Here is a 14,713-nt window from a genome sequence, read left to right as displayed (position 1 = left end):
GACGCAGATCGCCACTCGCGCATCCGGCTGCACCCCGAGTTCACGCAGGTGATGGGCCAGACGATTGGCGCGTTCGTTGAGTTCGCGATAACTCAGGCTGCGCTCACCGGTCTGCACGGCGACAGCATCCGGTCTGCGTCGCACTTGTGCTTCGAACAACCCGTGCAGCGGCTGCTCCAGCGGGCAATCGACTTGCGTCGCGTTGAAGTCCACCAGCAAACGCTGACGCTCATCCGCCGCCAGCAACGGCACCTGCGCCAGCACCACCTGATCATCGTTGACCAGCGCTGCCAGCAGTTGCTGGAAGTAACCGACGAAGCGGCGAATGGTCGCTTCGTCGAACAGCGCCGTGGCGTAGTTCAGCGCCCCGCGAATCCCGCTCGGGTGTTCACCGAGGGTCAGCGACAGGTCGAATTTGACGAAGCGGCTCGGCCCGGCCACGCCTTCGAGGGTCAGATCGCCCAGGGTCAGCGCCGGACCGTCGTTGTTGTCCCAACTGAGCAGCGTCTGGAACAACGCGCTATGGGACAGGCTGCGCAACGGCTTGCAGATTTCCACCACCTGTTCGAACGGCAAGTCCTGATGCGCCTGCGCTTGCAGGGTTTGCGCCTTGACCCGCGCCAGCAACGCCTCGCCGCTTGGCTCGTCAGAGGTGTCGATGCGCAAGGCCAGGGTGTTGACGAACATGCCGATCAAGCCTTCGATCTCGGCGCGAGTACGGTTGGCCACCGGCGAGCCGATCACCACCTCGGACTGACCGGACAGACGACTGAGGGTCATCGCCCAGGCGCTCATGATCACCATGTACGGCGTCATCGCCCGGCGCTGACACAGGGTCTTGATCCCGCTACTCACTGCCTCGCCCAACTGAATTTCAACGCTGGCACCGCTGTGGTCCTGCTGCGCCGGACGCGGGCGGTCGGTGGGCAGGGTCAGCAACGCCGGCGCGCCGGCCAGGGCCTGTTGCCAGTAATCGCTCTGGCGTTGCAACACCTCGCCGCTGAGCCAGCGGCGTTGCCACACCGCGTAGTCGGTGTATTGCAGCGCCAGTGGCGGCAACGGGTCGGGCTGGCCGTGACTGAACGCCTGATACAACGCCGCCAGTTCACGGGTCAGCACGCCCATCGACCAACCGTCGGAGACGATGTGGTGCAGGGTCAGCAACAGCACATGGTGATCGTCCGCCAGCCGCACCAGACGCCCGCGCAGCAGCGGATCTTCCTGCAAATTGAACGGCACACTGGCCTCGGCCTCGGCCAAGCGGCGCAGGGCCTCGTCGGCCTGCGGATAGCCACGCAAGTCTTCGACCCGCAGCAGCAGACCGCTGTCCACCGGCAGGATCAGCACCTGAGCCTCGTCGTCGAGCTGGTGGAACCGGCTGCGCAGGGTTTCGTGCCGCGCAACGATGCGCGCCAGCGCCCGTTGCAGCGCGTCTTCATCGAGCCGGCCGCGCAGGCGCAGGCCGACCGGGATGTTGTAGGCGCTATTACCGCCGCCCATCTGCGCCAGGAACCACAGGCGTTGTTGGGCGAACGACAGCGGCAGCACTTGATCACGCGGCGCCGGCAGGATGTCCGGCAGCGTGCTGCGTCCGGCACGGCTGAGCACGTCCGCCACGGCGGCGAGTTCCGGGTTGGCGAACAGCTCGCCCAGCGCCAGTTCGATCCCCAGTTGTTGGCGCACCTGCGACAACATGCGCATCGCCAGCAGCGAATGCCCGCCCAGTTCAAAGAAGTTGTCGTGACGACCGACCTGCGCAACCTGCAGCACGTCGGCCCAGACCCGAGCCAGACTGGCTTCCAGCGCATTGGCCGGTGGCTCATAAGCGCGGCTGAGCAGCGCCTCTTGAGTCGGCGCGGGCAACGCCTTGCGGTCGATCTTGCCGTTGTTGTTCAGCGGCAGCACCGCAAGCTGCACCCACGCACTCGGCACCATGTATTCCGGCAGCCGCGCCAGCAATTGCGCGTGCAGGTCGGCGCTGTCCAGCGGCTGCTCGTGCGCGGTGTAATAAGCCACCAGACGCAGGGTTTCCTGACCGTCGCGGCGCGCCAGCACCACGGCTTCCTTGACCCCGGCGCAGTTGAGCAAGCGACTCTCGATTTCTCCCAGTTCGATACGGAAACCACGGATCTTCACTTGGTCGTCATTGCGCCCGATGCAATCGAGTTGCCCCGGTGCCAGCCAGCGCGCCAGGTCACCGGTGCGATACAGCAGCGCACCTGGCCGCTCGCTGAACGGATCACGCAGGAACTTCTCGGCGGTCAGGTCCGGGCGGTTCAGATAACCCAGCGCCACGCCCTGCCCGCCGATGTACAACTCGCCGGTCACGCTCATCGGCACCGGTTGTTGATGCGCGTCGAGCACATACACCTGGGTGTTGGAGATCGGTCCGCCAATCGGCACGCTCTCGGCGTTTTCCGCCACTTCGAGCACCTCGAAGGTGGTGGCGTAGGTGGTGGTTTCGGTCGGGCCGTAGCAATGCACGATGCGCAGTTGCGGCGCCTCGGCCCGCAGTGTGCGGAACGCCGCCGGATCGCCGCGCTCGCCACCGCACAGCAAGATGCGCAAGCCCTTGAGCGCCTGCGCAATCAACTGCACGTATTGATTGAACAGCGCGGTGGTGACGAACAGCACCGTCGCCCCAGAGGCGCTCAACTCACGGCCGAACGCATTCGGATCAAGCAAGGTCGGGTGATCGATCACCACCACGCGCCCACCGTTGAGCAGCGGCCCCCAGATGTCCATGGTGCTGGCGTCGAACGCCGGATTGGAGGCGAACACCACGCGGTCCTGCGCGTTGAAATCGGCGTAACCGTTGTTCAGCACCAGCCGGCCGATGGCCCGGTGCGGGACCATCACACCCTTCGGCGTGCCGGTGGAGCCGGAGGTGTACATGATGTACGCCAGCGTTTCCGAGGACTGCAGCAGGTTCGGGTTGTGCGTCGGCTGGCCGCTGAGCTTCAAGCGATCAAGGTCGATGCGCGGCGCCGCGTAATCGATCACTTCGCTACTGAGGGTCAGCAGCGCCACTGCCTGACAGTCCTCGACCATGAACGCCTGGCGCTCGCTCGGCGCGTTGATGTCCAGCGGCACATAGGCCGCCGCGCACTTGGCAATCGCCAGTTGCGCCACCAGCAGTTCCAGCGAGCGCGGCAGCAGGATCGCCACGGGGTCGCCCGCCTGCACGCCTTGGCTGATCAAATGGTGCGCCAGGCGATTGGCCTGGGCGTTCAGTTCAAAGTAGCTCAGCGAATGCTCGCCGTGCACCGCCGCCACAGCCTTTGGATGGGCTGCGGCCTGCTGCTGGAATACCCCGTGCACGGTCAGCGTCTGCGGGTACTCGCGCGCGGTGGTGTTGAACCCGCACAGCAAGCGCTGACGCTCATCCTCGGCGAGTAACTGCACCCGCTCCAGCACCGCCTGATCATCGCTGACCATCGCCGCCAGCACGCACTGCAAGTAGCCGACATAACGCTGGATGGTCGCCTGATCGAACAACGCCGTGGCGTATTCCAGCGACCCGCGAATCACCCCGTTGGCTTCGCCCAGGGTCAGGGTCAAATCGAACTTGGCGACCTGCCCCGGCGCGGCCACGCCTTCGAGGCTCAGATCGCCGAGCGCCAGGTTCGGGCCGACGTTGCTGTCCCAGCTCAGCGTGGTCTGGAACAGCGGGCTGTGCGCCAGGCTGCGCACCGGCCGGGCAATTTCCACTACTTGCTCGAACGGCAGATCCTGATGCGCCTGGGCTTGCAGGGTTTGCGCCTTGACCCGCGCCAGCAGCGCGGCCACGCTTGGCTCGCCCGAGGTGTCGATGCGCAAGGCCAGGGTGTTGACGAACATGCCGATCAGGCCTTCGACTTCGGCCCGGGTGCGGTTGGCCACCGGCGAACCGATCACCACATCGGACTGCCCGGACAAACGACTCAGCAACAGCGACCAGGCACTCATCAGGGTCATGAACAGGGTCACGCCGTGGCGCTGACTCAAGGCTTTGAGCCCATTGCTCATACGCCCATCCAGCCGTACTTCGACGCTGCTGCCGGCAAAATCCTGCTGTGGCGGACGCGGACGGTCGGTGGGCAGGGTCAGCAACGCCGGCGCGCCGTCGAGAGTCTGCTGCCAGTAATCGCTCTGGCGCTGCAGCACTTCACCGCTGAGCCAGCGCCGTTGCCACACGGCGTAGTCACCGTATTGCAGCGCCAGCGGTGGCAACGGATCGGACTGGCCTTGACTGAAGGCCTGATACAGCGCCATCAGTTCGGGAGTCAGTACGCCCATCGACCAGCCGTCGGCGACGATGTGATGCACGGTCAGCAACAGCACGTGATGATCATCGGCCATTTGCACCAGCCGCCCGCGAATCAGCGGATCGTGCTGCAGATCGAAGGCGGTCGCGGCTTCCTGCGCGAGCAGCGCCTGCACGCTGGCTTCGGCCTGCGGGTCCTGGCGCAGGTCTTCCGTCTGCAACAGCAGGCCGTTTTCGACGGGTGCAATCGTCACCTGCGCCTGATCGTCGATGCTGACGAAGCGGCTACGCAAGGTTTCGTGCCGCGCGACGATCTGCACCAGTGCGCGTTGCAGCGCTTCGTCATCGAGCCGCCCGCGCAAGCGCAGGCCAATCGGAATGTTGTACGCCGAGTTGCCGCCCGACATCTGGGCGAGGAACCACAGACGTTGCTGGGCGAAGGACAACGTACCGTCACGCGGCACCGCTACGATCGGCGGTTGGCTGCTGACCTCCGCTGCGCGCAGGCACTCGGCAACCGCCGCCAGTTCGGCGTTGGCGAACAGATCGGCCAGCACCAGTTCCAGTCCCATCTGTTGCCGCACCTGCGCGACCATGCGCATCGCCAGCAGCGAGTGGCCGCCAAGTTCAAAGAAGTGATCATGGCGACCGACCCGCTCGACGTGCAGCACGTCGGCCCAGATTTGCGCCAGTGCGGTTTCCAGTGCGCCTTGCGGCGCGGCGTACTCACGGGTGAACAGCGCGGTCAGATCGGGTTTCGGCAACGCCTTGCGATCGACCTTGCCATTGGCAGTCAGCGGCAGCGCGTCGAGACGGACGAACGCCGCCGGCACCATGTACTCCGGCAACTGCGCCGACAGGTGCTCGCGCAGTTCAGCGACGCTCAGCGGTTCGCCCTGCCCGGTGTAATACGCCACCAGCCGGGGCTGGCCAGGCTCGTCCTCACGGGCCAGCAACACCGCGTCCTGAATACCGGGGAGCTGGTTGAGGCGGGTTTCAATTTCCCCCAGTTCAATGCGTACGCCACGGATTTTCACCTGATCGTCGTTGCGTCCGAGGTATTCAAGGGTGCCGTCCTCGCGCCAGCGCGCAAGGTCACCGCTGCGGTACATGCGCGCATTTGGCAAGGGGCTGAACGGGTCGTGCAGGAAGCGCTCGGCAGTCATGTCCGGCCGGTTCAGGTAACCCCGGGCCACGCCGGCCCCGCCGACGTACAACTCGCCCATCACCCCCAGCGGCACCGGACGCTGGTGCCCGTCGAGCAGGTACACCGTGGCATTGCTCAGCGGTTTACCGATGTGCAAGACACCACCCGCCTCAATCAGGCCGGAGGTCGCGACCACCGTGGCCTCGGTCGGGCCATAGTTGTTGATCACCCGGAACGCCTGGTTACGGGTGAACTGGCGCAAGCGATCGCCGCCGATCAACAGGGTTTTCAAGGTTGGATGCGTCAGCCCCTGACTGAAGGCGTATTCGGCCACCGGGGTCGGCAGGAAGCTCACGTCCAGCGGCTGCGCGCGCCACCAGTCGAGCAGCGCGTCGATGTCTTCGTTGCCGTCGTGGCTCGGCGCCAGATGCAGCGTCGCGCCACAGCACAACGCCGGCCAGACTTCCCAGGCCATCGCGTCGAAACCGAACCCGGCCAGACTTGAGGTGTGGCCGCCAGCGTGCAGGTCGAAGGCCTCGCAGTGCCAGTCCACCAGGTTGCTCAGCGTGTGGTGCTCGACCATCACACCTTTCGGCAGACCGGTGGAACCGGAGGTGTAAATCACGTAGGCCAGGTGCTGCGGCGTCAGGGCTGGCAACACAGGATTGACGACGTTGTCGCTGGACCATTGGCGCTGATCAAGATCGATCACCGGCACCGCCAGTGCCGGCAACCGTGCGCGCAGATCGCTCTGGGTCAGCACGGCGACCGGCGCACTGTCTTGCAGCAGATAGCCCAGGCGTTCCGCTGGGTGTGCCGGATCGACCGGTACGTAACCGGCGCCGGCCTTGAGAATCGCCACCAGTCCGACCAGCGTATCCAGCCCACGGCGGGCGACAATGGCCACGCGATCGTCAGGCTGCACACCCGCGGCGATCAGGTGATGCGCCAAGGCGTTGGCCTGGCGGTTCAACTCGGCATAACTCAGCGTGACTCTGGCAGACTGCGCCGCCAGCGCTTGCGGGCGTTCAGCCACCTGCTGCTCGAAGCGTTGGGCAATCGTCAGCCCTTGCGGGTAATCGACGCCGGTCGCGTTGAACCCGACCAACAGTTGCTCGCGCTCGGCCACCGGCAGGATCGACAGGCGTTCCAGACCCTGATGCGGCGCGTGTTCCAGCGCCTCCACCAGGCTGTACAAGGCGCATTGCAGATAATCGCAGGTGCGCTGCGCATCGATGCCGGCACCGGCCAGTGCCGTCAGGCTGAAACCTTCGCCCAAGTCGTCGACACTGAGGGTCAGGCGATAGTTGCTGTGCTCTTCGGCTTCGAGCAATTGCATACCCTGCCAGGCCGCTTGAGCTTCGGCAGAACCGCCGCCCGCCGAGGCGCCGTGGCGATAGTTGAACAAGGTGCTGAACAGCGGCGTGGTCGGCGCCATTGCGCTGCAATGCTGAATGCGCGCCAGTTGCGCGTGTTCGTGCTGCAACAACTGGCTCAGCAATTGATGCGTCGCCAATGCCGCACCCTTGACGCTGTGCGCGCTCAGGTCGATGCGCAGCGGCAAGGTGTTGATGAACACCCCGAGCGCGCGTTCGGCGCCCTCGCCGCCCTGCAAGCGGCCAAGCAATACCGTGCCGAACACCACATCGTCGCGGCCCGACAATTGCCCGAGCACCTGCGCCCAGGCCAGGTGCATCAGGCTTGCGGCGCTGACACCCAGACGCCGCGCCTGACTGCGAAGGGTCCGGCTCAGGGTGGCGTCGAGCGTCAGTCGGGCCTGTTCGGCCAGCCCTTCGTGGGGCGGATTCTGGCCGTAAGGCAAGGTCGGCTCGTCGACGTCGCCGAGCATGTCGCGGAAGAAGTTTTCGTGCTGCTGGTCGCTCAGCCCCGACAGGGTGTGCGCCACGTAATTGCGATACGGTACCGGCTCGGCCAGACGGTGCGGCAGGCCGACCAGGAAGGCCTGCATCTCATGTTGCAGCACCTCCAGCGCCACGTGGTCCATGATCAGGTGATGGAACAGCAGCAGCGCCACCACGCGCTGATTGGCGTCGTCCCAAGCGTGTACCACGCGCATCAGCGGCGCCTGATTGACCGCCATGCGGTAATGCCCGGCGTCGAAGCGAGCGCGCAATTGCTCCAGTACATCGCCGTCCGCCGCGTCCAGCGCAAGGCTTTCACAAGCCAGCGGCGCCTCGCGCCAGACCACTTGCACCGGGTCTTTCAGCCCGTCCCAGAACAGCGAGGTGCGCAGGATGTCATGGCGCTGGATCACGCTTTGCAGCGCTTGGGTGAAGGCCTGCAAGCGCTGTTCAGCGGCGAACGCAAACTGCGCCTGCAACACGTACGGATCACCCTGCACCGCGGACAGGTGATGAAACAGGATGCCGGTCTGCAGCGGCGCCAGCGGGTAAATGTCCTGCACGTTGGCGACGCCGCCGGGAATGCTGGCGACGATGCGGTCAATGCTCGGCTGATCGAGCGCCACCAATGGCAGCAGCTCAGGGGTAATGCATGTGCAATCTGCAGTGATGAGGTTGACCGCGACTTCAGCCTCGGGCTCACCGCCCACGGCAGCGGCCAGCGCCGCCAGGGTCGGCTGGTTGAACAGCACGCGAATGTCGGCGCTCAGGCCGGCACGACGCATTTTTGCCACCAGGTTGACCGCCAGCAGCGAGTGCCCTCCGAGTTCGAAGAAGTGATCGTGGCGCCCTACCCGCTCGACATTGAGCAGTTCGGCCCACAGCCGGGCGAGGATGATTTCCACTTCGCCGACCGGGGCTTCGTATTCACGGGCAGTCAGCGCTGTCAGATCCGGCGCCGGCAGTGCCTTGCGGTCGAGTTTGCCGTTGGGGCTGAGTGGCAACACATCGAGATGCACAAACACGGCAGGCACCATGTAGTCCGGCAGGCGCTCCAGCAAGTGGCTGCGCAGGACGTCGACCTCCAGGCGTGCGCCGGTGTAGTACGCCACCAGACGCTTGTCGCCGGGTACGTCTTCACGGGCCAGCATGGCGGCTTCCTGCACGCCGTCGATCTGGGTCAGGCGGGCCTGGATTTCGCCGAGTTCGATGCGCAGGCCACGGATCTTCACTTGATCGTCGTTGCGGCCCAGGTATTCGATATTGCCGTCCGGCAGATAACGGGCGACGTCGCCGGTGCGGTACATCCGTCCATTGGACTGGAACGGATCGTCGAGGAAGCGTTCGGCGCTCAACTCCGGGCGATTCAGATAACCGCGTGCCACCTGCACGCCGCCGATGTACAGCTCGCCGACCACACCGTGCGGCACCGGTTGCTGCTGCGCATCGAGGATGTACATCCGGGTGTTGGCGATCGGTTTGCCGATCGGCGTGTTGTCCGGGGTCTGCTCCAGCGGCCCCGCGCAGTTCCACGCCGTGACGTCCACCGCCGCCTCGGTCGGGCCGTAGAGGTTGTGCAGTTCACTGCCCGGCAGTTGCTGCTTGAAGCGCCGCACCACGCTGCCCGGCAACGCTTCGCCGCTGCACATCACCTGACGCAAACCGCCGCAGCGTGCGGTGTCGGCGTGGGCGAGGAACACGTCGAGCATCGACGGTACAAAGTGCAGTGTGGTGATGTGCTCGCGCTCGATGATTTCGCTCAGATACAGCGGATCCTTGTGCCCCTCAGGCCGGGCCATGACCAGACGTGCGCCAGTCATCAATGGCCAGAAGAACTCCCAGACCGAGACGTCGAAGCTGAACGGCGTTTTTTGCAGCACCGTGTCCGCTGCCGTCAGTTGATAAGCGTCCTGCATCCACAGCAGGCGGTTGACCACCCCGCTATGTTCGTTGATCACGCCTTTTGGTTGGCCAGTGGAGCCCGAGGTGTAGATCACGTACGCGGTGTGCTGCGGGGTCAGTTCAGCGACCGCCAAATTGTCCGTCGGCAGCACTTGCCATTGCGGCTGATCCAGATCGATCAGCGGCACCGCCACGTCGCCGAGCAACGAACGAGTAGAACCCTGCACCAACACCGCCAGCGGCGCGCTGTCCTCCAGCATGTAGGCCAGACGTTCCAGCGGATACGCCGGGTCCAGCGGCACATAACCGCCGCCGGCCTTGAGGATCGCCAGCAGCCCGACCACCATGTCCAGACCACGCTCCACGCAGATCCCGACCCGTGAATCCGCCTGCACGCCCAACTCACGCAGGTGCCGCGCCAGTTGATTGGCCCGGGCATTGAGTTCGGCATAAGTCAGCGCCAGCTCCCCGGCAACCACGGCTGACGCCCGCGGCGAGCGCTGCACCTGCGCCTCGAACAGCCCATGAATGGTCTGCTCAAGGTGGTAATCGACCGCCGTGGCATTGAACTCGACCAGCAAGCGCTGCTGTTCTTCCTGCGCCAGCAGCGGCGCATGTTCCAGCACTGCCTGATCGTTGGCGACCATCGCCTGCAACAGGCGCTGCAAGTAACCGACAAAACGCTGCACCGTGGTTTCGTCGAACAGCGCCGTGGCGTATTCCAGCGAGCCGCGAATCACGCCATTGGACTCGCTCAGGTTCAGCGACAGGTCGAACTTGGCAAAGTGGCTCGGTTCGGCCACGCCTTCCAGGGTCAGTTCGCCGAGGGCCAGCGCCGGGCTTTCGAGACCGTCCCAGCTCAGCAACGTCTGAAACACCGGGCTGTGCGCCAGGCTGCGCACTGGCCGGATGACTTCCACCACTTGCTCGAAAGTCAGGTCCTGATGCGCCTGCGCCAGCAGGGTTTGCGCCTTGACCCGCGCCAGCAGCGCTTCGACGCTGAGTTCGCCCGACGTATCGATGCGCAAGGCCAGGGTGTTGACGAACATGCCGATCAGCCCTTCGATCTCGGCGCGGGTGCGGTTGGCCACCGGCGAGCCGATCACCACGTCCGACTGCCCGGACAGGCGACTGAGGAGCATCGCCCAGGCACTCATCAGCGTCATGTACAAAGTCACGCCGTGGCGCTGGCCCAAAGCTTTGAGCCCGGCGCTCAGACGTTCGTCGAGCACTACGGCGACGCTGCTGCCGGCATAGTCCTGCTGCGCCGGTCGCGGTCGGTCGGTGGGCAACATCAGCAGCGCCGGGGCGCCGGCGAGCGTCTGTTGCCAGTACTCGCTCTGGCGTTGCAGCACTTCGCCGCTGAGCCAGCGCCGCTGCCACACCGCGTAGTCGGTGTATTGCAGTGCCAGTGGCGGCAACGGATCGGGTTGACCGTGACTGAACGCCTGATACAGCGCCATCAGTTCGCGGGTCAGTACACCCATCGACCAGCCATCGGAGATGATGTGGTGCAGGGTCAGCAACAGCACGTGGTGATCGTCGGCCAACCGCACAAGGCGTCCGCGAATCAGCGGATCGTCCTGCAAGTCGAACGGCCCCGAGGCTTCGCCCTGAATCAGCGCTTGCAGGGTTTCGTCAGGCTGCGGGTGCTGGCGCAGGTCTTCGACCCGCAGCAGCAGGCCGGTATCCACCGGGGCTATCAGCACCTGGGCTTCGTCATTGAATTGGGCGAAGCGGCTGCGCAGGGTTTCGTGGCGGGCGACGATGCGCGCCAGTGCGCGTTGCAGCGCGGCGTCATCAAGGCGGCCGCGCAGGCGCAGCGCCACGGGAATGTTGTAGGCGGTGTTGGCGCCTTCCATTTGCGCGAGGAACCACAGGCGCTGCTGGGCGAACGACAGCGGCAAGGCACCGTCACGGGCTACCGGCACGATCTGCGGTTGCGCACTGCGTCCGGCCGCGCTCAGCAGCAACGCGACCGCCGCCAGTTCAGCGTTGGCAAACAGATCACCCAGCGCCAGCTCGACACCGAGCCGTTGCCGCACCTGCGAGACCATGCGCATCGCCAGCAGCGAATGGCCGCCGAGTTCGAAAAAGTGATCCAGACGCCCCACCTGCTCGACCTGCAGCACATCGGCCCAGATCTGCGCCAGCGCGGTTTCCACTTCGCCTTCGGGCGCCACGTATTCGCGGGTGAACAGCGCCGCCAGATCCGGCGCCGGCAAGGCTCGGCGATCGACCTTGCCATTGGCAGTCAACGGCAACGCGGCGAGTTTGACGAACGCCACCGGCACCATGTATTCCGGCAGGCGGCTGAGCAATTGCGCGCGCAACTCGCCGACCGGCAGCGCCTCGACCTGTGCCTGTTCGGTGAAGTACGCCACCAGTCGCGGCTGCCCGGGCTGGTCTTCGCGGGCCAGCAGCACCGCTTCCTGAATCCCCGGCAACTGGTTGAGGCAGGTTTCGATTTCCCCCAGCTCTATGCGCACGCCACGGATTTTCACCTGATCGTCGTTGCGCCCCAGATACTCGATATTGCCGTCCGCGCGCCAGCGTGCGAGGTCACCAGTGCGGTACATGCGTGCGTTCGGCGCCGTGTTGAACGGGTCACGCAGGAAGCGCTCGGCAGTCATTTCCGGGCGGTTCAGGTAGCCACGGGCGACCCCGGCACCGCCGACGTACAACTCGCCAGCGACACCAATCGGCACCGGGCGTTGCTGCTCGTCGAGCAGGTACACGGTGGCATTGCTCACCGGTTGGCCGATGTGCAGCGCATCGCCGCTTTCGACTAACCCCGAGGTCGCGACCACCGTGGCCTCGGTCGGGCCGTAGTTATTGATCACGTCGAAATGCTGGTGGCGATTGAACTGGCGCAAGCGATCGCCGCCGATCAGCAGCGTGCGCAAGGTCGGGTGTTCGAGGTGCTGGCTGAAGGCGTATTCGGCCACCGGGGTCGGCAGAAAACTCACGTCCAGCGGCTGCGCGCACCACCAGGCCAGCAGCGCATCGATGTCTTCGCCGCCCTCGTGGGTCGGCGCCAGATGCAGGGTCGCGCCCGCGCACAGCGCCGGCCAGACTTCCCAGGCCATCGCATCGAAACCGAAGCCGGCCAGGCTTGAAGTGTGGCGACCGGCGCACAAGTCGAACGCTGCGCAGTGCCAATCGACCAGATTGCTCAGCGTATGATGCTCGACCATCACGCCCTTGGGCAGGCCGGTGGAGCCGGAGGTGTAGATCACGTAGGCCAGGTGTGCGGTGTTCAGGCCAGGCACTTGCGGGTCATGCGCAACGCCCTGCGGCCAGGTGCAGCGATCGAGTTCAATCACCGGCACGGCCAGCGCCGGCAAGCGCTCGCGCAGATTGTTTTGGGTCAGAACCGCCACCGGCGCGCTGTCGCCGAGCAGGTAGTTCAAACGCTCGGTCGGGTGTGCCGGGTCAATCGGCACATAACCGGCGCCAGCCTTGAGGATCGCCACCAGTCCGACCAGCGTGTCCAGCCCGCGACGGGCAACGATGGCGACTCGATCATCGGGTTTCACCCCGCGTTCGATCAGGTGATGCGCCAGAGCGTTGGCCTGACGGTTGAGTTCGGCGTAGGTCAATTGGCTGTCGGCACACACCGCCGCCACTGCCTCAGGCCGCTCGGCCACCCGTGCCTCGAAACGCTGGTGAATGGTCAGGGTGTTGCTGAATTCAACCTGAGTCGAATTGAAGCCGAGCAGCACCTGCGCAAGCTCCGCCGCCGGCAGGATCGGCAGTTGATTGACCGGCGTCTGCGGCGCCTGCTCCAGCGCGAGCACGAGGTTTTCCAGCGCGCAGTGCAGGTAGTCGCAGATGCGCTGCGGATCGGTTTGCGTGCTGGCCAACAGGGTCAGGCTGAACGCGTCACCGAGGTCATCGACGCTCAGGGTCAGCGGATAGTTGCTGCGCTCCTCGGAGTGCAACGTGGAGATACCGTCCCACGCCGCGAGGGTTTGCGCACTGGCACTGGCGACGTTGTGGCTGTGGCGATAATTGAGCAGCGTGCTGAACAGCGGCGTTGGCGCCACCACGTGACTGCAGCGCTGGGCCAGGGCCAGCGGCGCATGTTCGTGGCGCATCAGCGTGGTCAGGCGTGCATGCGTGGCGTTGACCGCCGCACGCACGTCCTGGCTGTCGATATCCACCCGCAGCGGCAAGGTATTGATGAAAATTCCCAACGCGCGGTCAATCGCCTCGGCACCTTGCATGCGCCCCATCAGCACCGTGCCGAACACCACCTGCTGCTTGCCGGTGAGCGCCGCCAGCACCTGCGCCCAACCGAGGTGAAACAGGCTCGCGACACTGACCCCGAGCGTCCGCGCCTGCGCCCGCAAGCGCTGACCGAGCAGCGTTTCGACCGGCACGCTCAGTTCGACGATGTGGCTGCCGTCACCCTGCACGTCTTGCAGACCGTAGGGCAGCGTCGGCTCGTCGATGGCGCCGAGCATGTCGCGGAAAAATGCCTCGTGTTCGGCTTCGCTGACGCCCAGTCGTGCCTGGGCCACGTAATTGCGGAACGGCACCGGGCGTCCGAGCGACTCACTCTGTCCGGTGAGGCAGGCACGCATTTCATGACGCACCACGTCGAGGGCCGAGTGATCGAGGGCCATGTGATGGAACAGCAGCGTGGCGACCACCCGTTGCCCGGCCTCATCCCAGGCGTGGGCCAGGCGCATCAGCGGCGCGCGAGTCACGTCGAGGCGGAAGTGCCGAGCGTCGAAGCGTTCGTGCAGATACGCCAGAACATCGCTGTCGGCGTCTGGCAGCAACACCGCTTCCACCGGCAGTTCGGCCCGACGCCAGACCACCTGCACCGGCGCGTCCAGCCCTTGCCAGAACACCGCAGTGCGCAGGATGTCGTGGCGATCGATCACCGTTTGCAACGCTTGGGCGAACGCCTGAAAACGCTCACGGCTGGCAAATGCGAAGTGCGACTGCATGACATACGGGTCGCCCTCACCGCCACTGGCGTGGTGATAAAGGATGCCTTCCTGCAGCGGCGCCAGCGGGTAAATGTCCTGCACATTGGCCGCGCCGCCGGGCACTTGCTCGACCAGACGGTCAATGGTCACCTGGTCGAGTTCGACCAGGGTCAGCATCGCCGGGGTGATGCGGGTGGTGCCCGGGACAATGCCATTGGCCGGCACCTCGACCTGGCCGTGTTTGGTGGCCGAGTATTGCCCGGTCTTGATCAGCTCGATCAGTGCCGGTTTGTGCTCGCGCAGCAGCACCAGCAAGGCCGGGTCGTTCAACGCCTGCTTGTTGCCGTTGACCCGCAATTGGTCGTCCGAGACCGCCAGCTGGATATCTTTAGCCTTCAATGTGGCCAACAGTTCGATCACGTTCACAGGACGATCTCCATTCGTTCGGTAATTGCGGCGTAGCCGGCCAGGGTTGGATGTTCGAACAACGACCTGACATCGGCTTCCATGCCTTCCTGACGCAGGCGGCCGATCAGACTGACCGCCAGCAGCGAGTGACCACCCAGTTCGAAGAAGTGATCGTGGCGCCCTACCCGCTCGACATTGAGCAGTT

The 14,713-nt window shown here is 65.2% G+C and carries 2 protein-coding genes; both read right to left on the bottom strand.

The genetic code is table 11. The features are described from left to right. On the bottom strand, nt 1–14,526 hold a 14,526-nt coding region (locus PseAD21_RS28270; protein WP_102359006.1), incomplete at its 3' end, for a non-ribosomal peptide synthetase. Continuing rightward, nucleotides 14,523–14,713, bottom strand: a 191-nt coding sequence (locus tag PseAD21_RS28265; RefSeq protein ID WP_158242614.1) for a phosphopantetheine-binding protein, incomplete at its 5' end; no start/stop codon positions are given. The genes PseAD21_RS28270 and PseAD21_RS28265, both read right to left, overlap by 4 nt.

It is taken from the genome of Pseudomonas sp. AD21, from assembly GCF_002878485.1.
Lineage (GTDB): Bacteria > Pseudomonadota > Gammaproteobacteria > Pseudomonadales > Pseudomonadaceae > Aquipseudomonas.
Note: the sequence above shows the minus strand (reverse complement) of the source record. Positions and strands in the feature narration are given on the sequence as shown.